Raw genomic sequence first — 22,679 nt, 5'->3', positions numbered from 1 at the left:
ACCGGTGCGCCAGGCCGCGTCGGGGTACAACGTCGAAGTCGTGCCGTTCAGTGTTGAGGCGGATATGTGGCTGGGCGTGGGGCCTGGGGCCACCACTAAAAGAAAGAACTATGTGCTGTCGGTGGTCTTTGCAACCGAAGATATTCCGGCCGGTGCCGAGCTGCGAATGGACTATGAGTACACCGAAGCCATGGTGAAAAAAGTGTTCGTGTAAATCCGATGTCGGGGCGTGTGTGCGCATCGTGCAAGCGCCACCGCGCCGCCGGCTACCTGGTCAGCGGCCTTTCAAAACAGGAAGTAACGCTGGGTCATCGGCAGCACATCCGCAGGTTCGCACCATAGCAACACACCGTCGGCCTTGACCTGGTAGGTTTGTGGGTCCACTTCGATGTCCGGCAGATAATCGTTGTGGATCAGGTCGGTTTTCTGCACGTTGCGGCAACCCTTGACCACGGCGATCTGCTTCTTCAACCCCAGGGACTCGGGCAAGCCGGCGTCCTGGGCGGCCTGGCTGATAAAGGTCAGGCTGGTGGCGTGCAGCGAACTGCCGAAGCTGGCGAACATCGGGCGGTAATGCACGGGCTGAGGCGTGGGGATGGAAGCATTCGCGTCGCCCATCAGGCTGGAGGCAATCGCGCCGCCCTTGAGGATCAGGCTCGGTTTGATGCCGAAGAACGCCGGGCGCCATAGCACCAGGTCGGCCCACTTGCCCACTTCGATGGAGCCGACAATATGACTCACGCCGTGAGTGATCGCCGGGTTGATGGTGTACTTGGCGATATAGCGTTTGGCGCGGAAGTTGTCATTGCCCGGGCCGTCACCGGGCAGGGCGCCACGTTGTTTTTTCATCTTGTCGGCGGTCTGCCAGGTGCGCGTGATCACTTCACCGACGCGGCCCATGGCCTGGCTGTCGGAGCTGATCATCGAGAACGCGCCGAGGTCGTGCAGGATGTCTTCGGCGGCGATGGTCTCGCGGCGGATGCGGCTTTCGGCGAAGGCCACGTCTTCAGCAATGCTCGGGTCCAGGTGATGGCAGACCATCAGCATGTCCAGGTGCTCATCGATAGTGTTACGGGTGAACGGCCGGGTCGGGTTGGTGGAGCTGGGCAGCACGTTGGGGAAACCGCAGGCCTTGATGATGTCCGGCGCGTGGCCGCCACCGGCGCCTTCGGTGTGGTAGGTGTGGATGGTGCGGCCCTTGAGCGCGGCGAGGGTGGTTTCGACGAAGCCGGACTCGTTGAGCGTGTCGCTGTGGATCGCGACCTGCACGTCGTATTGATCGGCCACGCTGAGGCAGTTATCAATGCTCGCGGGCGTGGTGCCCCAGTCTTCATGCAGCTTCAAACCGATGGCGCCGGCCTTGACTTGCTCGATCAACGGCTCCGGCAAACTGGCGTTGCCCTTGCCGGTAAAACCGATGTTCATCGGGAACGAGTCGCTGGCCTGGAGCATGCGCGCCAGATGCCATGGGCCGGATGTGCAAGTGGTGGCGTTGGTACCGGTGGCAGGTCCCGTGCCGCCGCCGATCATGGTGGTGACGCCGCTGGTCAGCGCTTCTTCGATCTGCTGCGGGCAGATGAAATGCACGTGGGAGTCGATGCCGCCTGCCGTGAGGATCATGCCTTCGCCGGCGATCACTTCAGTGCTGGCGCCGATGGCCATGGTCACGCCGGGCTGGATATCCGGGTTGCCGGCTTTGCCGATCGCATGGATGCGGCCATTCTTCAAGCCGACGTCGGCCTTGACGATGCCCCAGTGGTCGATGATCAGCGCGTTGGTGATCAGGGTGTCCACCACTTCATGGGCGAGCAGTTGGCTCTGGCCCTGGCCGTCGCGGATGACCTTGCCGCCGCCGAATTTCACTTCTTCGCCGTAGACGGTGAAGTCCTGTTCGACTTCGACGAACAGTTCGGTGTCGGCCAGGCGGACTTTGTCACCGACGGTGGGGCCGTACATGTCGGCGTAGGCTTGGCGGGTGATTTTCATGTGTGTAAGCCCTGATAAAGATGTGTTGAATGGGAAATCGCTATCGGGGGCAAGCCCCCTCCCACATTTGGAGCTGTGAATACCTTCAACGGTGGGAGGGGGCTTGCCGCCGATGAGGCCCTAAAGGTCGCCCATGATCCGCCCGGCAAACCCGAATACTCGCCGCCCGCCGCTTAAATCCACCAGCTCGACTTCACGACTCTGCCCCGGTTCAAACCGCACCGCTGTTCCCGCCGGAATATTCAGGCGCATGCCGCGACTGGCGGAGCGGTCAAACTCCAACGCGTCATTGGTCTCGAAAAAATGGTAATGCGAACCCACCTGAATCGGCCGGTCGCTGCTGTTGGCCACGCCGAGGGTGATGGTGCGACGGCCGACATTCAGTTCGATGTCGCCAGGCTGGATCTGATACTCACCAGGAATCATGCAGGTTGCCCCAGAGTCTTGAAGTAAATGGCGGTCGGGCTGTAGCGCCCGTCCGGGCTTTGGCAGTAGTCGGGCAGTTCACCGATCTTGGTGTAGTGCAGCGACTGGTAGAAGGCTTCGGCACCGGAACCGGCCTCGGTGTCCAGATAGAGCAAGCCGCGCTTGTGCTGGCGTGCGGCGAGTTCCAGGGTGTTCATCAATTGCTGGCCCAGGCCGTGACGGCGGGCGCTGCTGTGCACCAGCAGCTTTTGCACTTCGGCGCGGTTGAGGCCGTTGGCTTTCTGGCACAGCGCCAATTGCACGCTGGCGACCACCCGTTCTTCCCGCACGACTACCCACAACAGCAGGCTGGCGTCTTCGATACCGGCTTGTACGCCGGTCAGATACTCGCGGGCCTGGGTCTCATCGAAGTCGGCCATAAAGCCCACCGAGGCGCCATGCTGCACCGCGTCCAGCAACAGTTCGATCAAGCCCAGGCGGTAATGGGCAAAACTTTCCGCATTGACTCGACGCAGGTGTGCAGCGCTCATCGATCTCACTCCTTGGGCGGCTCACAGCCCGGATTCAACGTCAGTTGCATAAAGGTCAGGTCCAGCCAGCGGCCGAACTTGATGCCTACCTGGGGCATCTGCCCGGTAGTGATGAAGCCCAGGCGTTCATGCAGGCGGACGGACGCCAGGTTGCCACTTTCAATGGCCGCGACCATGACGTGCTTGCCGCAACTGCGGGCGCGCTCGATCAGGGCCTGCATCAGGCGTGGGCCTAGGCCTTTGCCGCGCTGGTCGTTGCGCACGTACACCGAGTGTTCGACGCTGTAGCGAAAGCCCTCGAAGGGGCGCCAGTCGCCGAATGAGGCGTAGCCGGTAACTTCATCGTTTTCCACCGCCACCAGGATCGGGTACTGCTGCGCCTGGCGTGCGCTGAACCAGGCCTGGCGGTTGGCCAGGTCCACTGGTTGCTCGTTCCAGATCGCTGTGGTGTTGAGCACCGCGTCGTTGTAGATAGCGCGGATCGCCGGCAGGTCGTGTTCGGTTGCTTCACGAATCATCACAGCGCCTCATGCAATGGGTTGATGAACGGTGACCAGCTTGGTGCCGTCCGGGAAGGTGGCCTCCACCTGGATATCCGGGATCATTTCCGGGATGCCTTCCATCACCTGTTCGCGGCTGAGCAGGGTGGTGCCGTAGTGCATCAGGTCGGCCACGGTACGGCCGTCGCGGGCGCCTTCCATCAGCGCGGCGGAGATGTAGGCGATGGTTTCCGGGTAATTGAGCTTCACACCGCGCGCCAGGCGCCGTTCGGCGACCAGGCCTGCGGTGAAGATCAGCAGCTTGTCTTTTTCCCGTGGGGTCAGGTCCATGGTTCAAGGTCCTTTGAATACATTCTTAAATACAATGCAGGTCAAGTGTAGGAGGGGGCTTGCCCCCTCCCACATGTTGATCTTCATGTGCTCCAGATTCGTGGTGCGACTGCTTCGCGGCCCAGCAGCGCCGGGCGCAACAACCGCCATAAATCAATCAACCACCCCCGCGCCAGCAGCGCTTCACTGGCCAGGCAGCGCGCCACCAGCAACCCGGGCAATTGGGTCAAGTCGCCGCGTACCGCGTGTGGCAGTGAGCGGCATTGTTCGAGCAATTGGGGATCGATCTCACCGGTCACCAGCAACGTGGCAAACACCGGCTGGCCGTCCAACCCGATGGGCGAATCCAGCAACCCGTCGCCGCCCACAATGCGCTGACGCTCATGCCAGAGCAATTGGCCGTCGCGGCGAATATCCAGGTGCGCTTGAAAGTGGCCAAGATCAAACCGTTCGCCGCTGGCCGGGCGCCCGAGAGCGACCACATCCCAGTAGAACAACCGCGCATCGCCTTGCAGCTCAATGCGCGTGGTGAGCTCGGCTTGGGCGGCGCTGAACACGATGGTTTCCTGGGGCAGCCATTCCAGCGTCGCACCGGCCTCGACGGTCAACTCGACGTGCTGAAATGCCGGGCCACTGGCGCGGTACCACTTGGCTGCGCCGGGGCTGGTCAACTGCGCCCAGGCACCGGCGCCGACGTGGGCGCTGATGTCCAGGCGATCGCCACCGGCAATCCCGCCGGGCGGATGCACGATGATGTGCTGGCACACCTCGGGGCCTTCGGCATACAGGTGCTTTTGCACCCGCAGCGGGCCAAGGTGACGGCGCATGACCGGGCGCGTGGTGTCGCCGAAACGCGCATAGCCCAGTTCCAGCTCGGCGTGCCAGCTGGGGGTGAACAGGGCAGGGGAAACGGGCAGGTTCATGGCAGAGTGCTTATCGTCAGGAGGCTACAGATTAGATGGTTACAAGACCGCGCACACCCTCGCTTTCCATATTTTCACCACGGCCCTGCTGCACGATTTCGCCGCGTGACATCACCAGGTACTGGTCGGCCAGTTCGGCGGCAAAATCATAGAACTGCTCCACCAGCAGGATCGCCATATCACCACGGGCGGCGAGTTTCTTGATGACTGCGCCGATTTCCTTGATCACTGACGGCTGGATGCCTTCGGTGGGTTCATCGAGGATCAACAGGCGCGGACGGCTGGCCAGGGCGCGGCCGATCGCCAACTGTTGCTGCTGGCCACCGGACAAGTCGCCGCCGCGCCGATGCTTCATTTGCAACAGTACCGGAAACAGTTCGTAGATGAAGGCGGGCACTTCCTTGGCCTCTGAACCAGGGAAACGCGACAGGCCCATCAACAGGTTTTCTTCCACCGTCAACCGGCCGAAAATCTCGCGGCCCTGGGGCACGTAGGCGATGCCGGCATGCACGCGCTGGTGCGGCTTGAAGCCGGTGATGGTTTTGCCTTCCCAGTTCACTGCGCCTTCCTTGGCCGGCAGCAGGCCCATCAAACATTTGAGCAGGGTGGTCTTGCCCACGCCGTTACGCCCGAGCAGGCAGGTGACTTCGCCGATCTTCACATCGAAGGACAGCCCGCGCAGGATGTGGCTACCGCCGTAATACTGGTGCAGCTTGTCGACTTGCAGCATTCCAAAAACCTCCTCAATCCCTGTAGGAGCGAGCTTGCTCGCGAAAAACCTGAGGGCACCGCGTGCATTCAGAATGCCCGCGCTATCGTTGACGATCTTCGCGAGCAAGCTCGCTCCTACAGGAAAACCACCTTAGCGACCGAGGTAAACCTCGATCACCCGCTCGTTTTCCTGTACCTGTTCCAGCGACCCCTCGGCCAACACGCTGCCCTGGTGCAACACGGTGACGTGGTCGGCAATCGAGCCGACAAAGCCCATGTCATGTTCCACCACCATCAACGAGTGCTTGCCGGCCAGGCCCTTGAACAGCTCGGCGGTGAATTCGGTTTCGGCGTCGGTCATGCCCGCCACCGGTTCATCCAGCAGCAGCAGTTGCGGGTCCTGCATCAGCAGCATGCCGATTTCCAGGAACTGCTTCTGGCCGTGGGACAGCAAGCCGGCGGGCCGATGCACCGAGGCGCTGAGGCGGATGGTGTCGAGCACTTGATCGATGCGGTCTTTCTGTTCGCCGCTCAGGCGTGCGCGCAGGCTGGCCCACACCGACTTGTCGGTTTTCTGCGCCAGCTCCAGGTTTTCGAACACGCTGAGGGCTTCGAACACCGTCGGTTTCTGGAACTTGCGGCCGATACCGGCCTGGGCGATCTGCACCTCGCTCATGCTGGTCAAATCGAGGGTTTCGCCGAACCAGGCGTTGCCGTGGCTGGGCCGGGTCTTGCCGGTGATCACGTCCATCAGCGTGGTCTTGCCCGCGCCGTTGGGCCCGATGATGCAGCGCAGTTCACCGACGCCGATGTAGAGGTTGAGGTCGTTGAGCGCCTTGAAGCCGTCGAAGCTGACGCTGATATCTTCCAGGGTCAGGATGGTGCCGTGGCGAGTGTTGAGCCCAGAGCCTGCGGCCTGGCCGATACCGATCGCATCGCGGCCGCTGCCCGCATCGAAAATAGGTTCAAGCATGACGTTCCTCATTTCTTCAGCAGGCCGATGACGCCCTTGGGCAGGTACAGGGTGACGATAATGAACAGCGCTCCGAGGAAGAACAGCCAGTATTCCGGGAATGCTACGGTGAACCAGCTCTTCATGCCGTTGACCACCCCGGCGCCGAGCAGTGGGCCGATCAGCGTGCCACGCCCGCCCAGGGCCACCCACACGGCGGCTTCGATGGAGTTGGTCGGCGACATTTCACCGGGGTTGATGATGCCCACCTGCGGCACATACAACGCACCCGCCAAACCGCACAGCACGGCGCTCAACACCCACACGAACAGCTTGAAGCCACGCGGGTCGTAGCCGCAGAACATCAGGCGGTTTTCCGCGTCACGCAGTGCAGTGAGCACGCGGCCGAATTTGCTGCGGGCCAGGCGCCAGCCGATGTACAGGCTCGCCACCAGCAACAGCACCGTGGCCACGAACAACACCGCCCGCGTGCCAGGTTCAGTGATGCCAAAGCCGAGGATGCTGCGGAAATTGGTAAAGCCGTTATTGCCGCCAAACCCTGTCTCATTGCGAAAGAACAACAGCATTCCGGCAAACGTCAGGGCCTGGGTCATGATCGAGAAATACACACCCTTGATCCGCGAGCGGAAGGCGAAGAAGCCGAACACCAGGGCCAGCAGGCCTGGCGCCAAGACCACCAGGCACAGCGCCCACCAGAAGTGTTGAGTGCCCACCCAGTACCAGGGCAATTCGGTCCACGACAAAAAGGTCATGAATGCCGGCAACTCATCGCCCGATGCCTGGCGCATCAGGTACATGCCCATGGCATAACCGCCCAGGGCGAAGAACAGGCCGTGGCCGAGGGACAACATGCCGGCGTAACCCCACACCAGGTCCAGCGCCAGTGCGACGATGGCATAGCAGAGGATCTTGCCGACCAGCGTCAGGGTATAGGCCGACACATGCAGCGGGTTTTCCGGCGACAGCAGCGAACACAAGGGCAGAACCAGCAGCAGGAACAGGATCACCACGCCCACTGCAATGGTCACCTTGGGGCCGGCCTTTTGCGTGGCCGTTAGCATCAGTGGCTGATTCATCAGTCGATCACCCGTCCTTTCAGTGCGAAGAGTCCTTGCGGGCGTTTCTGGATAAACAGAATGATCAGCGCGAGGATCAGGATCTTGCCGAGTACGGCGCCGATCTGCGGTTCCAGAATCTTGTTGGCGATCCCCAGGCCAAAGGCCGCCGTCACGCTGCCGGCCAACTGACCGACACCGCCGAGCACCACCACCAGGAACGAGTCGATGATGTAGCTCTGGCCCAGGTCCGGGCCGACGTTGCCGACCTGGCTCAGCGCCACGCCGCCCAGACCCGCGATGCCGGAGCCGAGGCCGAAGGCAAGCATGTCCACCCGCCCGGTGGGCACGCCGCAGCAGGCGGCCATGTTGCGGTTCTGGGTGACAGCGCGCACGTTCAGGCCCAGGCGCGTCTTGTTCAGCAGCAGCCAGGTCAACACCACCACGAACAGCGCGAACGCAATGATCACCAGGCGGTTGTACGGCAGCACCAGGTTGGGCAGCACTTGAATGCCGCCGGACAGCCATTGCGGGTTGGACACTTCAACGTTCTGCGCACCGAACACCAGGCGCACCAACTGAATCAGCATCAGGCTGATGCCCCAGGTGGCGAGCAGGGTTTCCAGTGGCCGGCCGTAGAGATGGCGAATCACCGTGCGCTCCAGCGCCATGCCGATGGCGGCGGTGACGAAGAACGCCACCGGCAGTGCGATCAGTGGGTAGAATTCGATGGCCTGGGGCACGTAGCGCTGCATCAGCAACTGCACCACGTAGGTGGAATAGGCGCCGAGCATCAGCATTTCGCCGTGGGCCATATTGATCACGCCGAGCAGGCCGAAGGTGATCGCCAGGCCCAGGGCTGCGAGCAATAGAATCGATCCCAGCGACATACCGCTGAAGGCTTGGCCGAGGATTTCACCGAACATCAACTTGCGTTTGACCTGGGCCAGGCTGGTTTCGGCGGCGGTATGCACGCTGGCATCGGTTTCGACGCCGGGCGCAAGCAAGGCTTCGAGGCGCGTGCGGGCCAGCGGGTCGCCGGTGCTGCCAAGCAAACGCACCGCGGCCAGGCGCACCACCGAATCGGTGTCGACCAGTTGCAGGTTGGCCAGGGCCAGGCTGAGGGCGCTGTGCACCTCCTCATCGGTCTCGGCGGCGACCTGCTGGTCGAGGAATTTCAGTTGCGCAGGCACCGCGCTTTTTTGCAGGGTGCGGGCGGCATTGAGGCGCACCTTGGGGTCGGCGGCGAGCAGTTGCTGGCTGGCTTGAACGTTGTCGATCAGGCCGCGCAGGCGGTTGTTCAGGCGCAGGGTTTTGGTTTCACCGTTGAGCGTGAGCTGGCCTTGTTGCAGCGCGTCCACCAGCTCGATGCGCGCAGGGTCGGGGTTGGCGGCCCAATCCTGGAGGAGTTTGGCTTGCTGCACCGGGTTGGCGGCAAGGAAGTCTTCGGCGTCGCCTGCGTGTGCGGCCAAAGGCAGCAACAACAGCACGGCGAGGATGAAACGGTGGAGGGCAGTGGGCATACACAATGTCCTGATCATGCGGGGACAGTGTGGGAGGGGGCTTGCCCCCGATTGCAGTGTGTCAGTTGATGAATATATGTCTGACACTGCGCTATCGGGGGCAAGCCCCCTCCCACATTTTTAGCCTGTGGTGGGCTTCAGTTGCTCTTCACCGCATAGTCCGGCTTCTTGTCATTGCCCGGAATGTACGGGCTCCACGGCTGCGCCCGAATCGGCGCTTCGGTCTGCCACACCACCGAGAACTGCCCGTCGGCCTGGATTTCGCCGATCATCACCGGCTTGTGCAGGTGGTGGTTGGTCTTGTCCATGGTCAGGGTGAAGCCAGACGGCGCGGCGAAGGTCTGGCCGGCCAGGGCTTCACGCACTTTGTCGACGTCGGTGGACTTGGCTTTCTCCGCCGCCTGCGCCCACATATGGATGCCTACGTAGGTGGCTTCCATCGGGTCATTGGTCACGGCTTTATCCGCGCCCGGCAGGTTGTGTTTCTTGGCGTAGGCTTTCCAGTCGGCGACGAATTTCTGGTTCACCGGGTTCTCTACCGACTGGAAGTAGTTCCACGCCGCCAGGTTGCCCACCAGCGGCTTGGTGTCGATGCCGCGCAGTTCTTCTTCACCCACGGAGAATGCCACCACCGGTACATCGGTCGCCTTCAGGCCCTGGTTGGCCAGTTCCTTGTAGAACGGCACATTGGAGTCGCCATTCACGGTGGAAATCACTGCGGTCTTGCCGCCGGCGGAGAACTTCTTGATGTTGGCGACGATGGTCTGGTAGTCGCTGTGGCCGAACGGGGTGTAGACCTCTTCGATATCTTTATCCGCCACGCCTTTGGCATGCAGGAAGGCGCGCAGGATCTTGTTGGTGGTGCGCGGGTACACGTAGTCGGTGCCGAGCAGGAAGAAGCGCTTGGCGCTGCCGCCTTCTTCGCTCATCAGGTATTCCACCGCCGGGATCGCCTGCTGGTTCGGCGCCGCACCGGTATAGAACACGTTCGGCGACATCTCCTCGCCTTCGTACTGCACCGGGTAGAACAGCAGGCCATTGAGTTCTTCGAACACCGGCAGTACGGATTTACGCGACACCGAGGTCCAGCAGCCGAACACCACGGCGACCTTGTCCTGGGTCAGCAACTGCCGGCCTTTTTCCGCGAACAGCGGCCAGTTGGACGCCGGGTCCACCACCACCGGTTCGAGCATCTTGCCGTTCACACCGCCCTTGGCGTTGATCTCGTCAATGGTCATCAGCGCCATGTCTTTAAGCGAGGTTTCGGAGATCGCCATGGTCCCGGACAACGAGTGCAGGATGCCGACCTTGATGGTCTCGGCGGCCTGGACGGTCCAGGTCAAGCCCATGGCCGCAATGGATGCCGACAAGGTGAATGCCTTGATCAAACTGCGACGCTTCATAGTGCGATCTCCGTGAACTCAACAAGGGTGTGAGGGACAAGTTGAGCAGGGGATTGCAAGCGCTGTGCCGAGTCGACAAACCCCATGAAATGCGTGGTTTGCCCGCGCTTTTGCAGGCGTGACGCACCAGGAAATGGCAGGCGCAAGTGTCGGTGCGTGGCGGTGCGCTACAACGGGGCGCGCTCAGCGCCTGCGCATCAAGCCGATAAAAAACAGCCCGCCAATCGCTGCCGTCGCCACGCCAATCGGCAGGTCTTCAGGGGCGATCAGCGTGCGTGCCGCGACGTCGACCCATACCAGGAACACGCTGCCCAGCAGCACGCACACCGGCAATAAGCGCCGGTGCTCGGCGCCTACCAGGCGCCGGGCGATGTGCGGCACCATCAGGCCGACAAAACCGATGGAGCCGCTGATCGACACCAGCACGCCGGTCATCAACGACGCGATCAAAAACACCTTGAGGCGCACGTTGCGTGCGTTCAGGCCCAGGGTCACGGCGGTCTGTTCGCCGGCCATCAGGGCATTGAGCGGGCGCGCCATGCCCGACAGCAGGGCCAACCCTAGCACCACCGTGGCGGCGGGAATCGCCAGCAGCTCCCAACGCGCCAGGCCCAGGCCGCCGAGCATCCAGAACATCACCGCTGAGGCGGCGCGGTGGTCGCCCATGAACAGCAGCAGGTTGGCCACCGCCATCATCACGAATGACACCGCCACGCCGCAGAGCAGCAGGCGATCACTTTCCAGGCGGCCATTGCGACTGGCCACGGCCAGCACCACCAGCATGCTCAGCAGCGCGCCGATGAAGGCCGCAATGGGCAGGGTCAGCAGGCCGATGACTTCGCCCACATGCAGCACCACGATCACCGCGCCGAGGGTGGCGCCGGATGTCACACCGAGCAAATGTGGGTCGGCCAACGGGTTGCGCGTCACGGCCTGCAACACCGCGCCGATCAACGCCAGCCCGGCGCCCACCAAGGCGCCGAGCAGCATGCGCGGCACGCGGATCAGCCAGACGATATGTTCCTGGCCCGCATTCCAATCCACTTCACCGATGCCGCACGTCTTGTGCAGCAGGATCCGCCACACCACGTCCACGGGTACCCGCGCCGAACCGAACCCCAGCGAGATCACGCAGGAGATCAGCAAAAACGCGCCCAGGGCACTCAGCAGCAAGGCGTAGCGACGGTCGATCATTCGCCGTGGAACCCCTTGGCCAGGGCTTGCACCGCCAGCACGTTGTCGATACCCGGCGTGGCCTGCACGTACGGGATCACGATAAAGCGCTGATTCCTGATGGCGTCCACCGATTGCAGGGCCGGGTTATCGAGCAGAAATTGCTCTTTCTGTTTGGCCGTGATTTCGCTGTAGTCGACGATCACGATCACCTGCGGGTTGCGCTCCACCACGGTTTCCCAGTTGACCCGGGTCCAGCTGGCGTCGACGTCGTCGAGGATATTGCGCCCGCCAGCGGCGTCGATTAACGCGTGTGGCATGCCCAGGCGTCCTGACGTCATGGCGCGGTCTTCGCCGCTGTCGTAAAGAAACACCCGTGGCTTGTCGGCGGGCAGGTCTTTTTGTACCTCGGCCACCTGCGCCTGCATCTGGGCGATCAGCGCGTTGGCACGGTCTTGCACGTCAAAAATCTTGCCCAGGTTGCGCAGGTCGTTATAGGTGTCTTCCAGTGTGGCAGCGGGGCGCTTCATCACGAACGCGCACGACTCGGTCAGCTCATACACGTTGATACCCAAGGGTTGCAGGGTGTGCGGCGTGAGGTCGCCGCCCACGCGCATGCCGTAGTCCCAGCCGGCGAAGAAGAAATCCACGTTGGCATTGAGCAAGGTTTCCACCGACGGGTATTTGCTCGCCAGCTCCGGCAGGCCGTCGAGGATCGCGGCCATGTCCGGCGGCACTGACTTCCAGCCCGTCACGCCGCTGTAGCCGGCCATGTGTGGCTTGAGGCCCAGGGCGAGCATCATCTGGGTCATGTTGATGTCGTGGCTGACCGCGTGTTGCGGGGCTTGCTGGAAGGTCACGTCGCGGTTGCAGCTCTTGATGGTCAGCGGGTAATGGGTGGCTTCGGCGAACGCTTGGGCAGTACCGAGCAACAGTGCGAGAGACAGCAGGGCGCGCAGGATCATGGTTGGGTTATCCAGGTGATTCGGGGGTAGCCGGACAAGGGATGGGTGTCGATCAGGGCTTGGACGCCAAACACGTCGCGCAGCAACGCGGCGGTCAGCACTTCATGGGGCGTGCCGCTGGCGACGATGCGCCCGTGATGGATCACGTACAGGCGATCACAGAACGCGGCGGCCAGGTTCAGGTCGTGGATGCTCGCCAGGGTGCCGATTTTCAACTGCTTGACCAGCCTTAACAGCTCCAGTTGATAGCGCGGGTCGAGGTGGTTGGTCGGCTCATCGAGGATCAACAGTTGCGGTTGCTGGGCCAGGGCACGAGCCAGGATGACGCGCTGTTTTTCACCGCCCGAGAGGGTGGCGAAGGCGTGGTCTGCGAAACCCTGCATCCCCACCGACTGCAGTGCGTTGCGGATCAGTTGCTGGTCGTGCTGGGTGTCGCTGTCGAACAACCCCTTGTGGGGTGTGCGGCCCATGGCGACCACTTCATCCACGCGCAAGCCGAACGCGTCGGGGAATTCCTGCAGCACCACCGCGATGCGTTGCGCACACCACTTGGCGCTTTGCTTCCAGACGTTCTGGTGCTCAAGCATCACGTCGCCGCGCTCCGGCCGGGTGAATCGATAGGCACAGCGCAGCAGGCTGGTCTTGCCGCTGCCGTTAGGCCCGATCAGGCCGACAAACTCCCCGGCAGCGACCTGCAGGCCGGCGTCACGCAGTTGGAACTGGTGAAGGCAGTGGTCGTGGCCGGGTGGAGTCCAAGCCAGGTCGGTGAGGGTGAGCGAGGTCATTAAAAGGTGTAGTCGGCAGTAATGAACATGGAACGAGGTACACCCAGAATCCACTGCTGCCCATCGTTGTACTGGCTGACTGCATAAGTGCGATCGAACAGGTTGTTGAGTTGCAGGCCCAGTGTGGTGTTGCGCATGGCGTTCCACGACAGCGTCGCATCGACCACGGTGTAGCTCGGCAACTCGTTCTGGTTGGCCATGTCGGCATACCGTGCATCGACATAACGCACACCGGCACCGGCACGCACGTTGTCGGTCACGGCCTTGCTCAGCCACAGGTTGGCGGTGCGGCGCGGCACGTCCACTGGGCGGTTGCCGTCGCGCGACACCTGCACGCCGCCGACGTCCTGTTTGAAGTCGTCATACTGCGCTCGCACGATGGCGGCGTTGGCGTGCAACTGCCAGGCGTGAGGCAGTTGCAGGTCGAGGCTGGCCTCCAGGCCGTTGGAGGATTGTTGGCCGACTTGCTGCTTGAAATCCGGGGCGCCCGGCACGTCCGTCAGCAGCTTCTTCTTGACGATGTGGTAGGCCGCCAGGGTCCATTCACCCCGTGCGTCCCAGAATGCTTGCTTGATACCAACCTCGGTCTGCCTGGCAGTGGACAGGTCGAACTGCTGCTGGCTCGGGCTCAGGGAAATCAGCCCGCCGACGCCGTCGGTGCTGGTGGCGTACTGGCCGTAGACCGAAGTCTGCGGGGTGATCGCGTAGACCAGGCCGGCTTTCCAGTTATTGCCGGTGAGGGTTTTATCGGATTGGCCACCGGTGCGCAGATCGTCGCGGTCGATGTGCGCGTAGTCGCGGCGGATGCCGGTGACCAGCGCGAGTTTATCCGTGAGTTGCAGGCGGTTTTCCGCAAAGCCGGCCACCGTCCTGGTGGTGGTGGCGAACACCGGGTTGAACGGGTCCTGGCTGGCAAATGGCGCAGGCGCCGGGTGATACAGGTCGACGGGTTGGCCGGTTTGCGCCACGTCATTAAACGGCGTGTTGCTCGCCAGGCGGAAGCGGATGCGGTTGTATTCCAGGCCCGCCACGGTCTGGCTGTCGAGGCCGAACAGGGTGTGCTTGAAGGTGAAGGTCTGGCGGTCGCCCACCTGTTCCTGATCGTGCTTGATCCCGAAGTTGCCGCTGCGGGTCAGTTGGCCGTTGGTGAAATTGTAGTTCTCGGCGTTCTGCCAGCGACGCTGGTTTTTCAGGTAGTACAGCTCGTTGGTGGCGCTGACGTTATCGCTCAACTGCCACTCGCTGGTCAGGCGTGTCCACTGGTCGTTGTAGTGCTGAGTGTCGTTGCTGACGTTGTAGTTCTTGTCGCGCAGGCCCTTGTGCAACTGGCCGTTGATCAGGGGCGTGCCGAAGTAGTTTTGTGGGCGCTGGTCGCCGTAGTCACTGGCCAGGGTGAAACTCAGGTTGTCGGCCGCCTGCCAGCGCAGGGCGCCGCTGATGAAGTCGCTGCTGGCGTCCCCACGGTCGATGAAACCGTTGCTGCGCAGGCGGTTGAGGTTCAGGCGGTAGCTCAGGGTATCGGTCAGTGAGCCGCCACTGTCCAGGGCTTGTTGCTGGCGGTCGTAGGAACCGTAGCCGAGGCGGATGTGGTTTTCGATCGCGCCCGTGAAAGGCCTTTTTGGGACCGTATTGACCACCGCGCCGGTAGCGCCTTCGCCGTACAGCACAGAGGCCGGGCCACGCAGCACGTCCACCCGTTCCACCGCCCAGGTGTCCACCGGGAAGGTCGAGGTGCCCATGCCGGTGTACATGCGGTTACCGTCGTACAGTTGCATCACTGAGCTTTGGCCGGTAAAGCCACGGGCTTGCAGCGAGGTGCCACCGTCGCCCGGGGTGCCGGTGCGGGTGATGCCGGTGGCGCGGGAGATGGCGTCCTGCACGCTGGCGTCGCCACGTTCTCGGATCTGCGCGCCGGTCTGGCTTTCTACGCTGCCGGGGGTTTGCAGCGCCGTCAGGTTCAGGCGCGAACCGGCGGTAGTCGGCGTATTGAGCTCGACGCGTTCGTTATCGACTGCCGGTGCCGTGATGGCGCTCTCGGGCAGGGTCATGGCCTGGACGTTGGTATGCAGGGCGAGCAGGCACAGGCCGCACGCTAGGGAGTTGTTCATCGGTCGATTCAATCGCTTCTTGAAGGGGGGCTCGCCGCAGGGCGCGGCGAGCAACGATAACGCAGAAAGTGTTATAAGTTAACACTTATTGGCTGCGCGACAACAGTCGCGCAAGGCTACACAAGCCCGTAGCGTCGGGCATCTCGCCTGTTTCATGCTTAACCTGAGGCAGATTCACCTTGGGCAAAAAAGCGTGACAGCACCAGGCGATCCAGCGCCCACACCAGGATCAACGATGCGCCCACCAACGGGAAAATGATCGCCAGCCCGAGCATGATCACCATCGCGGTTTTCCACTTCGGCACGTCATGACGCAGCGGCGGCACGCCCAGCCCGCCCTGTGGCCGACGCTTCCACCAGATCACCACGCCGCTGACCGCACTGAGCAGGATCATCAGGCAGATCAGCAGCACGATCAGTTGGTTGACCCAGCCGAACATCTTGCCTTCGTGCAACATCACGCCGGTCTCGGTGGCGCGTGCGACCAGGTTGTAATGTTCCCAACGCACATCGGCCAGGACCTTGCCGGTGTACTGGTCCACATGCAGAGTGGCGTCGTTGCGCGGGTCGTTGGCGAACACGGCAACAGTGAACACGCCGGTGGCGGTGGTGGGGAAGGTGATGCTGTAGCCGGGCTCGACCTTGCGTGCGTTGGCCAGGTCGACCACCTGTTGCAGGCGCACGGTCGGCGCGGCAGGGCCCGCGTGCATGGCGCCATGGTTCATGTGTTCGGCATGGTCACCGGACATTGGCATCGGCGTGTTTTCCATGGCCCAGGGCACGGTCTGTTGGGTGGCGGTGTTGAGCGCGCGTGCCTGCTGGTCGGATTGCGGCACGTTGTTCCACATCGCCGCCGGGAAGGTGTTCCACAGGGCGGCGTATTGCTTGCCCCAGAAGCCCGTCCAGGTCATGCCGCTGAGCAGCATCACCAGCAAAAACGCTGCGCCCCAGAAACCGACGACAGCGTGCAGGTCGCGCCAGAACAAGCGGCCACGGCTGTTGAGCCGGGGCCACAACACGCCAGCCGATGACTTGCCGCGTGGCCACCACAGGTACAGGCCGGACACCACCAGCATCACGCCCCAGCCGGCGGCGAGTTCGATCAGGCGATCACCGACGGTGCCGATCATCAGTTCGCCGTGCAGGGCGCGGGCGATGGCTTGCAGGTTGTAGTTGGCGTCCTGCTCACCCAGGACGGTACCGCGATAGGGGTCGACGAATACCGTCACTTCGCGGCCTGCGTGTTGCATCACGAACTGTGCGCTGCCGGTGGCATCGGCGGGCGGCAGGTACTTGCTGATCACCGCCTGGGGGTAGGCGGCTCTGGCGCGTTGCAACTGCTCGTCGGCGCTCAGTGCGTGTTCGGCGGCGGGGACGGTGAGCAGGTGGCCGTACATCAGCGGGTCGAGCTGTGGTTTGAACAGGTAGATGATGCCGGTCAGGGCCAGCAGCACCATGAAAGGGGCGACGAAAAGGCCGGCGTAGAAGTGCCAGCGCCAGGCCAGGTTGTAGAAGGAAACTTTTTGTTGAGTGCTCATCAGGGCTCCGCAAGGCTTTTGATTTTTTGTGTCAGTTACACCGCTATCGGGGGCAAGCCCCCTCCCACATTGGATTGGGTTCACATCGTTGGATTTGGGAACCCGGTCAAGTGTGGGAGGGGGCTTGCCCCCGATGCTGTTAGAAGCTCATATCCACCTTGGTCCAGAGCGTACGCCCCGGTTCCTTGATGGCCTGCGGGTCGCTTGCCGGGTAACCGAACCCGGCATTCCCCGCCAGGTTCAAATGCTCGGCATAAGCCTTGCCGAACAGATTGTCGACCCCGCTGCTGACCTTGAAGTGCTTATTGATGCGGTACGCCGCGTTCAGCGAGAACACGCCAAAACCGCCGCTCTTGTCGTAGTCCTTGCCGACCACGTTGCCCTTGTCCGGGTCGATGCGGTGTTGCGCCGCGACCACGCGCCACAACGCGCCGGCACTCCAATCATCCTGGCTGTAGGTCAGGCCCAGGCGCGCATCCAGCGGCGGCATCTGCGGCAGGGCTTTGCCGTCGCTGCTGTTCTTGCCCCAGGCGTAGGCCAGGCTCGCGTCGGCCTTCCAGTGAGTGGTCAGCTTGTACGCCGCGCCCAGTTCACCGCCCATGATGCGCGCGTCGACATTGCGTGCCTGGGAGGTGGTGCCCATCATGCCGGGCCGGTAGTCGAACAGGATGAAGTCGCGCACCTGGCCGACATAAGCCGAGGCCCAGGCTTCAAGGTTGGCGGTTTTGTACTGCGCGCCAACATCCAGCTGGGTGGTCTTCTCGGGCTTGACGCCGTCGAAGGCATTCACCGAGCCGGCCGCCCCGGTGTTGGGGGAGAACAGTTCCCAGTAGTCCGGGAAGCGTTCAGCATGACCCAGACCCGCGTAGACGGTAGTGGGCGTGTCCGCCAGGTCGTGCTCGTAGCGCACGAAGCCCGATGGCAAGGTGTCTGCACGGGTGTCGTCGGCGGTGGGGTTGGGACGGCTCATCATGCCTGAGCCGGTACGTTGACGAAAATCCCTGGCCGAGGCGCGATCCAGGCGCGCACCGGTGATCAGGCGGTCGTTGTCGGCGGCGTACCAGGTCAGTTCACCGAATACGCCGTAGTTGTGAAAGTTGGCGTCCTTGCTGCGCGGCAGGTCCTTGTAGGTGTCGATGCCCATGCTGCTGCGCGCGCGGTGTTCATTGGTCTGCGCGTCCAGGCCGCCGATCAGTTGCACGTCGGCCCAGCGCCAGGTCGCTTTGATCCGCCCACCGAGGGTGCGACGGTCGACGTTGGAGGCCATGGGCCCGGCCATCATTCCCGTGCCGGACGGTATGCGCAGGCTGTAGTTGTCCATGACATGGTCGGCGTAGTTGTAGTAGACCTGGGCCTCGACCTTGTCCAGCACCTCGCCGATATTGGATTTTTCGAAGCGCAGCCCGAGGCTTTCGCGCAGGAACTGCGAGCCGTCCATCCCGCGCCCGGCATAGCGCGCTTGCCCATCGCCACGGCCGGCGGTGAGTTCCAGCAGGGTGTCGGCGTCGGGGGTGAAACCCACTGCTGCATCGCCATTCCACTTGTCATAACGCGAAGCGACGGTGTCGTTGTTGCCGTCCTTGTAGTCGTCGGCATGGGCCTGGTTGCCGATCACCCGTACGTAGCCCAATGGCCCACCGGCAGCGGCGTCGACGACCTTGTCGAAGCGCCCGTTGGAGCCGGCCAGCACACTGGCATTGACCCGCGTGCCCAGCTCGCCGAACTGCTCCGGCTCGCGGTCGAACAGAATGGTGCCGGCTGACGCGCCGGGGCCCCAGAGCACGGTTTGCGGGCCTTTGATCACGGTCAGCCTGTCGTAGGTTTCCGGCGAGATGTACGAGGTGGGCGCATCCATGCGGCCCGGACAGGCGCCGAGCATCATGCCGCCGTTGGTGAGGATATTCAGGCGCGAGCCGAACATGCCGCGCAGTACCGGGTCACCATTGGTGCCGCCGTTACGCACCAGGGCAAAGCCCGGGATGGTCTTGAGGTAATCGCCGCCGTCGCTGGCGGGCACCGGTTGGCGCGGGTCCTTGGGGTTGGTGACAACGGTGAGTGGCGAGCTGGGGGCGATCGCGGTGATGACCGTGGGGCTCAGCTCGTGTTCGTCAGCATGGGCGTAGGGCGCAAGCAGTGCGCCGCACAGAACGGCGAAAACCGGGGCAGCGCCCAAACGGGTGTCAGCAGAAAACCTGGACATGACAAATTCCATCAATCAATCGTAAACAACACGGCCAGCAGCCTGCGGCTGTCTGTTTGAAGTCGGCCGGGGTGAAGTAGCGCGGTGAAGGGCTTACGACGCGATGGGCGGCGCACGACTGCGGGCGCCGGGGAAGATGCTCTGCCCGGCATGGCCCAGGCGCGGGGTGGGAATGAGCGCGTTGGCTGGCGGCGGGGTGCCGAGCGTGACGTAGGAGACGCTGCCGGGCAGGGCCGGGCAACTGAACAGCAAGCTGCAATAGCCGCATTTTTCCCAGAGAACATGATGTTCGTCGGGGGCTTTGCTCGGCTTGGGCTCGCCGTGGCACGCGGGCATGTCCATGGACATACCGGCGTGATGATCCATCGGCATCGCTTGGGAAATCAGCGGACCGATAAAAATCATCAGCATGGCGAACAGGCTGATCCAACTGCCGCGCATCAGGCGGCGGTGTGGAGATAACCTGGCGCTGCGGGCGCCCATCGGATGGGCTTACTGGGCGTGCACAGGCCCATGGCCGGCCATCGGCGGCGCTTTCTGCACCGACACTTGCACTTGGACCTTGCCGGCTTTTTCGAAGGTCAGGGTCAGTGGGAACTGCTTGCCATCGGCCAACAGGCTGCGGTCCTTGAGGCCCAGCAGCATCACGTGATAGGCCATCGGCGCGAAAGTCAGTTCACCCTTGGCCGGTACGGCAACGCTGGGTACTTGCTGCATCTTCATCAGGTCGCCTTGCATCACATGCTCGTGCAGTTCGGCTTTCTCGGCGACGCTGGTTTCAACGCTGAGCAGGCGATCCGGGGTAGCCCCGGTGTTATGAATCACAAAGTACGCCGCGACGGTGGGCGCATTCGGTGGCAACTCCTGGGACCAGGGGGCGCTGACCAACAGGTCACCGGCCTTGTAGTCCTCGGCATTGGCAGCACTGAACACCGGCAGCAGCAAGGCCGCCAGAAGCAGGGAAGATTTAAGCATGGCAGTTCTCCGGAACGGTTCTAAACGCAGTTCACTTGCGAAGACGATCAGACCGTTGGAGAGGCGCGGGGGTTAAGGCTCGGCCATTGCTGGCGCGGGGTGGGAGTTTGCAAGGATCGCGGCGCCAGGCTGTCGACCGCATCGAACCGCGTCACATACACCTGCGGCACATGCCCCGGCAGCGCCACCCACGGCGCCGAGCCGGAGCAACACCAGCAATGCTGCATGGCGGAGTGATCGTCCGCCGGTGCCGGGAGTTCCAGCTTGCCCAGGGCAACGGCCTGCAGGCTGGCGCCATTGGACGAACAGAACCCGCCCCACATCAGGCGCTTGACCGGGTCATCGGTCTGCTGCATCGCACTGGCCAGCGGCATGGCAAACGCATTGAACAGCACTGCAAGGCAGGCGATCCAGGCAATTGCAAAGCGTTGACGGGCCATGGCGGATAATCCGTAGGGTTAAACGATCAGGCGGGTATTTAGCCTGATCGGGGGGGATAAGTAAAAATGCGTGGTGTGGTTTGGTGTCGCAGTGCCGGGTTTGAGGATAGACGGGGAATTGAGTGGGTGCCGAACTTCAAGGCTGCGCAGGTCAAGTGTGGGAGGGGGCAAGCCCCCTCCCACATCAGGTCGGTGTTGCTTAGCGGGGGTGTATGGCCTGTAGCACCGCCGTTACGGTGGTGAACTCTTGATCCACCGCCGCCAACACCGGCCGCTTCAACACCAACACCGGCACCCCACACTCCCGCGCCACTTCCAGCTTCGGCTCGGTGGCGGTGCTGCCGCTGTTCTTGCTGATCAGCACGTCAATTCGGCGTCGTTCGAATAACGCCCGCTCATCCTCGATCAGAAACGGCCCCCGCGCGCCGATCACTTCGCACCGAGCATTCCCCGGATAAACGTCCAACGCCCGCAAAGTCCAGAACTGGTCGGCAGGGATTTCGTCGAGATGCTGCAACGGTTCGCGACCCAAGGTGAACAGCGGGCGCTTGAAGGGCTTCAACGCTTCGATCAGCTCAGCCCAGTCAGATACCTCGCGCCAATCATCCCCCGCCTGCGGTTGCCACGCCGGACGTCGCAATGCCCAGCACGGCACAGCGCACAACTGTGCAGCCCGGGCCGCGTTGTGGCTGATCTGCGCCGCATACGGATGGGTGGCATCGAGGATCAGGCTGATACGTTCATCACGAACAAACTGCGCCAGCCCTTCAGCGCCTCCATAGCCCCCGACGCGAACCTGGCAGGTCAGGTCGGTCGGCACACGGCCCACACCGGCCAGGCTGTAGATATGCGCCGGCCCCAAGGTGCGAGCAATGGCCAGCGCTTCCGTCACGCCGCCCAGCAGCAGAATCCTTTTCATAGCGGCTTGATCACTTCCAGCAGCGTGATCGGCAACGCCTGGCGCCAGGTATCGAAGTCGCCCAATGGCTGCGCCTGGGCCACGTGGATGCGGGTCAGTTCGCCGCCATGCTCGGCGCGCCAGTTCATCAAGGTCATTTCACTTTGCAGGGTCACCGCATTGGCGACCAACCGGCCACCGGGCCGCAATTGTTGCCAGCAGGTATCGAGCACGCCGTCGCGGGTGAGGCCGCCGCCGATGAAGATGGCGTCGGGTACCGGCAGGCCGTGCAACGCGTCCGGGGCTTTGCCGCGAATCAGGTGCAGGCCGGGCACGCCGAGGGCGTCGCGATTGTGTTCGATCAGGCCTTGGCGGCCAGTGTCGGCCTCAATCGCCAGCGCACGGCAGCTGGGATGCGTACGCATCCATTCGATGCCGATGGAACCGCTGCCCGCACCCACATCCCACAGCAGTTCGCCGGGCATCGGCGCGAGGCGGGCGAGGGTCATGGCGCGCACATCGCGTTTGGTCAGTTGGCCGTCGTGCTGGAACGCCGAGTCCGGCAGGCCTGCCAGGCGCGACAGAGGTGGCGTGTCGCTGGAGGCCAGGCAATCGATGGCGACCAGGTTCAGATCGGCAGAGCTGGGGTGTTGCCAGTCTGCGGCCAGGCCGTCGACGCGCCGCTCGTTCGCGCCGCCCAAGTGTTCAAACACCGTCAATCGGCTGGGCCCAAACCCGGCCTCCGTCAATAACGCAGCAATCAACGCCGGGCTGCCACCATCATTGCTCAGTACTAACAAGCGCACACCGCTGGCCAGGTGCGCGTTGATTGCCGCGAAGGGGCGGGCCACCACGGATACCGTCACCACGTCCTGCAACGGCCAGCCCAACCGCGCCGCTGCCAGGGACACCGACGACGGCGCCGGTAAAATCAGCAACTCATCCGCCGCAATCTGGCGCGCCAGACTGGCGCCCACGCCATAAAACATCGGATCTCCGCTGGCCAGCACACACACCGGTTCGCCGCGCTGTGCCAGCACCGGCTCCAGGGAAAACGGACTCGGCCACCGCTGGCGCTCGCCGCGAATACACACCGGCAACAGGTCCAACTGGCGTTGGCCGCCTATAATCCGCGTGGCGTGCAACAGGGCGTGCCGGGCATTTCTGCCCAGGCCCTTGAAGCCGTCTTCACCGATGCCTACAACCGTCAGCCAGGGCGACATAGCAATTCCTTGAA

The 22,679-nt window shown here is 63.0% G+C and carries 23 protein-coding genes; 1 reads left to right on the top strand and 22 read right to left on the bottom strand.

Annotation, left to right across the window (positions count from 1 at the left end; genetic code table 11):
- The first annotated feature begins 4 nt into the window (after positions 1–4).
- A complete protein-coding gene (locus CIB54_RS27575; protein WP_232790529.1) occupies positions 5–214 on the top strand; it encodes a hypothetical protein in 210 nt (69 codons plus the stop codon).
- A 71-nt stretch (positions 215–285) separates the two neighbouring features.
- On the opposite strand, the gene ureC is transcribed toward CIB54_RS27575, so the two are convergent.
- The 22 genes from ureC to cbiE all read right to left on the bottom strand — a co-directional run bounded on the left by ureC (position 286) and on the right by cbiE (position 22,665).
- Positions 286–1,986: an urease subunit alpha gene (ureC, locus tag CIB54_RS05130; protein WP_065951475.1), complete on the bottom strand. Its 1,701-nt coding sequence runs from the start codon at positions 1,984–1,986 to the stop codon at positions 286–288.
- 120 nt (positions 1,987–2,106) lie between these two features.
- Positions 2,107–2,412: an urease subunit beta gene (locus CIB54_RS05125; RefSeq protein ID WP_101218894.1), complete on the bottom strand. Its 306-nt coding sequence runs from the start codon at positions 2,410–2,412 to the stop codon at positions 2,107–2,109.
- Positions 2,409–2,942: a GNAT family N-acetyltransferase gene (locus CIB54_RS05120; RefSeq protein ID WP_065951473.1), complete on the bottom strand. Its 534-nt coding sequence runs from the start codon at positions 2,940–2,942 to the stop codon at positions 2,409–2,411. Before CIB54_RS05120 ends, CIB54_RS05125 begins: the two co-directional genes overlap by 4 nt.
- A gap of 5 nt (positions 2,943–2,947) precedes the next feature.
- Complete coding sequence (locus CIB54_RS05115) at positions 2,948–3,460, bottom strand: GNAT family N-acetyltransferase (protein ID WP_065951472.1); 513 nt, start codon at positions 3,458–3,460, stop codon at positions 2,948–2,950.
- Positions 3,461–3,469: 9 nt separating this feature from the next.
- Positions 3,470–3,772, bottom strand: a complete 303-nt coding sequence (ureA, locus tag CIB54_RS05110) for an urease subunit gamma (RefSeq protein WP_003171437.1) — start codon at positions 3,770–3,772, stop codon at positions 3,470–3,472.
- 83 nt (positions 3,773–3,855) lie between these two features.
- Positions 3,856–4,695 (bottom strand): urease accessory protein UreD, encoded by an 840-nt coding sequence (locus CIB54_RS05105; protein ID WP_101218892.1) that lies wholly within the window; start codon positions 4,693–4,695, stop codon positions 3,856–3,858.
- A gap of 31 nt (positions 4,696–4,726) precedes the next feature.
- Positions 4,727–5,425, bottom strand: a complete 699-nt coding sequence (urtE, locus tag CIB54_RS05100; RefSeq protein ID WP_065951470.1) for an urea ABC transporter ATP-binding subunit UrtE — start codon at positions 5,423–5,425, stop codon at positions 4,727–4,729.
- 132 nt (positions 5,426–5,557) lie between these two features.
- Positions 5,558–6,391, bottom strand: a complete 834-nt coding sequence (gene urtD / locus CIB54_RS05095; RefSeq protein WP_162515419.1) for an urea ABC transporter ATP-binding protein UrtD — start codon at positions 6,389–6,391, stop codon at positions 5,558–5,560.
- Positions 6,388–7,455, bottom strand: coding sequence for an urea ABC transporter permease subunit UrtC (gene urtC / locus CIB54_RS05090; protein ID WP_101218890.1), 1,068 nt, complete (start codon positions 7,453–7,455; stop codon positions 6,388–6,390). Before urtC ends, urtD begins: the two co-directional genes overlap by 4 nt.
- Complete coding sequence (gene urtB, locus CIB54_RS05085; RefSeq protein ID WP_101218888.1) at positions 7,455–8,957, bottom strand: urea ABC transporter permease subunit UrtB; 1,503 nt, start codon at positions 8,955–8,957, stop codon at positions 7,455–7,457. The genes urtC and urtB overlap by 1 nt, the downstream gene beginning before the upstream one ends.
- A 137-nt stretch (positions 8,958–9,094) precedes the next feature.
- Positions 9,095–10,360, bottom strand: coding sequence for an urea ABC transporter substrate-binding protein (gene urtA, locus CIB54_RS05080; protein WP_065951466.1), 1,266 nt, complete (start codon positions 10,358–10,360; stop codon positions 9,095–9,097).
- A 183-nt stretch (positions 10,361–10,543) separates the two neighbouring features.
- A complete protein-coding gene (locus tag CIB54_RS05075; protein WP_101218886.1) occupies positions 10,544–11,554 on the bottom strand; it encodes a FecCD family ABC transporter permease in 1,011 nt (336 codons plus the stop codon).
- Positions 11,551–12,498, bottom strand: a complete 948-nt coding sequence (locus tag CIB54_RS05070) for an ABC transporter substrate-binding protein (RefSeq protein WP_101218884.1) — start codon at positions 12,496–12,498, stop codon at positions 11,551–11,553. Before CIB54_RS05070 ends, CIB54_RS05075 begins: the two co-directional genes overlap by 4 nt.
- On the bottom strand, positions 12,495–13,283 hold the full coding sequence (locus CIB54_RS05065) for an ABC transporter ATP-binding protein (protein ID WP_065951463.1): 789 nt from the start codon (positions 13,281–13,283) through the stop codon (positions 12,495–12,497). Before CIB54_RS05065 ends, CIB54_RS05070 begins: the two co-directional genes overlap by 4 nt.
- Entirely contained in the window at positions 13,283–15,391 is a 2,109-nt protein-coding gene (locus CIB54_RS05060) for a TonB-dependent receptor (RefSeq protein WP_101218882.1), read from the bottom strand. Before CIB54_RS05060 ends, CIB54_RS05065 begins: the two co-directional genes overlap by 1 nt.
- A 158-nt stretch (positions 15,392–15,549) precedes the next feature.
- Positions 15,550–16,929 (bottom strand): PepSY-associated TM helix domain-containing protein, encoded by a 1,380-nt coding sequence (locus tag CIB54_RS05055; RefSeq protein WP_101218880.1) that lies wholly within the window; start codon positions 16,927–16,929, stop codon positions 15,550–15,552.
- Between the two features lie 139 nt (positions 16,930–17,068).
- Positions 17,069–19,129, bottom strand: a complete 2,061-nt coding sequence (locus CIB54_RS05050) for a TonB-dependent copper receptor (RefSeq protein ID WP_101218878.1) — start codon at positions 19,127–19,129, stop codon at positions 17,069–17,071.
- Positions 19,130–19,222: 93 nt separating this feature from the next.
- Positions 19,223–19,612, bottom strand: coding sequence for a DUF2946 domain-containing protein (locus CIB54_RS05045; RefSeq protein ID WP_065951459.1), 390 nt, complete (start codon positions 19,610–19,612; stop codon positions 19,223–19,225).
- Positions 19,613–19,621: 9 nt separating this feature from the next.
- Entirely contained in the window at positions 19,622–20,104 is a 483-nt protein-coding gene (locus tag CIB54_RS05040; protein ID WP_101218876.1) for a copper chaperone PCu(A)C, read from the bottom strand.
- Positions 20,105–20,151: 47 nt separating this feature from the next.
- Positions 20,152–20,544 (bottom strand): DUF2946 domain-containing protein, encoded by a 393-nt coding sequence (locus CIB54_RS05035; protein WP_101218874.1) that lies wholly within the window; start codon positions 20,542–20,544, stop codon positions 20,152–20,154.
- 199 nt (positions 20,545–20,743) lie between these two features.
- Positions 20,744–21,463 carry a cobalt-precorrin-6A reductase gene (locus CIB54_RS05030; RefSeq protein WP_101218872.1) on the bottom strand — a complete coding sequence of 240 codons (720 nt, stop codon included), beginning with the start codon at positions 21,461–21,463 and terminating at the stop codon, positions 20,744–20,746.
- A complete protein-coding gene (cbiE, locus tag CIB54_RS05025) occupies positions 21,460–22,665 on the bottom strand; it encodes a precorrin-6y C5,15-methyltransferase (decarboxylating) subunit CbiE (RefSeq protein WP_101218870.1) in 1,206 nt (401 codons plus the stop codon). Before cbiE ends, CIB54_RS05030 begins: the two co-directional genes overlap by 4 nt.
- Positions 22,666–22,679 lie beyond the last annotated feature (14 nt).

The sequence above is a fragment of the Pseudomonas fluorescens genome, from assembly GCF_002837185.1.
Lineage (GTDB): Bacteria > Pseudomonadota > Gammaproteobacteria > Pseudomonadales > Pseudomonadaceae > Aquipseudomonas > Aquipseudomonas fluorescens_AM.
This window is presented reverse-complemented; position numbering and strand designations above follow the sequence as displayed.

Excerpts from the sequence above, each read along its gene's own strand:
- CIB54_RS05075 (WP_101218886.1), bottom strand. The coding sequence starts at position 11,554 with ATGATCGACCGTCGCTACGCCTTGCTGCTGAGTGCCCTGGGCGCGTTT.
- CIB54_RS05120 (WP_065951473.1), bottom strand. The coding sequence starts at position 2,942 with ATGAGCGCTGCACACCTGCGTCGAGTCAATGCGGAAAGTTTTGCCCAT.
- cbiE (WP_101218870.1), bottom strand. The coding sequence starts at position 22,665 with ATGTCGCCCTGGCTGACGGTTGTAGGCATCGGTGAAGACGGCTTCAAG.
- urtA (WP_065951466.1), bottom strand. The coding sequence starts at position 10,360 with ATGAAGCGTCGCAGTTTGATCAAGGCATTCACCTTGTCGGCATCCATT.
- CIB54_RS05045 (WP_065951459.1), bottom strand. The coding sequence starts at position 19,612 with ATGGGCGCCCGCAGCGCCAGGTTATCTCCACACCGCCGCCTGATGCGC.
- CIB54_RS05060 (WP_101218882.1), bottom strand. The coding sequence starts at position 15,391 with ATGAACAACTCCCTAGCGTGCGGCCTGTGCCTGCTCGCCCTGCATACC.
- CIB54_RS05050 (WP_101218878.1), bottom strand. The coding sequence starts at position 19,129 with ATGTCCAGGTTTTCTGCTGACACCCGTTTGGGCGCTGCCCCGGTTTTC.
- urtC (WP_101218890.1), bottom strand. The coding sequence starts at position 7,455 with ATGAATCAGCCACTGATGCTAACGGCCACGCAAAAGGCCGGCCCCAAG.
- CIB54_RS05070 (WP_101218884.1), bottom strand. The coding sequence starts at position 12,498 with ATGATCCTGCGCGCCCTGCTGTCTCTCGCACTGTTGCTCGGTACTGCC.
- CIB54_RS05115 (WP_065951472.1), bottom strand. The coding sequence starts at position 3,460 with ATGATTCGTGAAGCAACCGAACACGACCTGCCGGCGATCCGCGCTATC.
- CIB54_RS05105 (WP_101218892.1), bottom strand. The coding sequence starts at position 4,695 with ATGAACCTGCCCGTTTCCCCTGCCCTGTTCACCCCCAGCTGGCACGCC.
- ureA (WP_003171437.1), bottom strand. The coding sequence starts at position 3,772 with ATGGACCTGACCCCACGGGAAAAAGACAAGCTGCTGATCTTCACCGCA.
- ureC (WP_065951475.1), bottom strand. The coding sequence starts at position 1,986 with ATGAAAATCACCCGCCAAGCCTACGCCGACATGTACGGCCCCACCGTC.
- CIB54_RS05065 (WP_065951463.1), bottom strand. The coding sequence starts at position 13,283 with ATGACCTCGCTCACCCTCACCGACCTGGCTTGGACTCCACCCGGCCAC.
- CIB54_RS05030 (WP_101218872.1), bottom strand. The coding sequence starts at position 21,463 with ATGAAAAGGATTCTGCTGCTGGGCGGCGTGACGGAAGCGCTGGCCATT.
- urtB (WP_101218888.1), bottom strand. The coding sequence starts at position 8,957 with ATGCCCACTGCCCTCCACCGTTTCATCCTCGCCGTGCTGTTGTTGCTG.
- CIB54_RS05055 (WP_101218880.1), bottom strand. The coding sequence starts at position 16,929 with ATGAGCACTCAACAAAAAGTTTCCTTCTACAACCTGGCCTGGCGCTGG.
- urtD (WP_162515419.1), bottom strand. The coding sequence starts at position 6,391 with ATGAGGAACGTCATGCTTGAACCTATTTTCGATGCGGGCAGCGGCCGC.
- CIB54_RS05035 (WP_101218874.1), bottom strand. The coding sequence starts at position 20,544 with ATGGCCCGTCAACGCTTTGCAATTGCCTGGATCGCCTGCCTTGCAGTG.
- urtE (WP_065951470.1), bottom strand. The coding sequence starts at position 5,425 with ATGCTGCAAGTCGACAAGCTGCACCAGTATTACGGCGGTAGCCACATC.
- CIB54_RS05125 (WP_101218894.1), bottom strand. The coding sequence starts at position 2,412 with ATGATTCCTGGTGAGTATCAGATCCAGCCTGGCGACATCGAACTGAAT.
- CIB54_RS05040 (WP_101218876.1), bottom strand. The coding sequence starts at position 20,104 with ATGCTTAAATCTTCCCTGCTTCTGGCGGCCTTGCTGCTGCCGGTGTTC.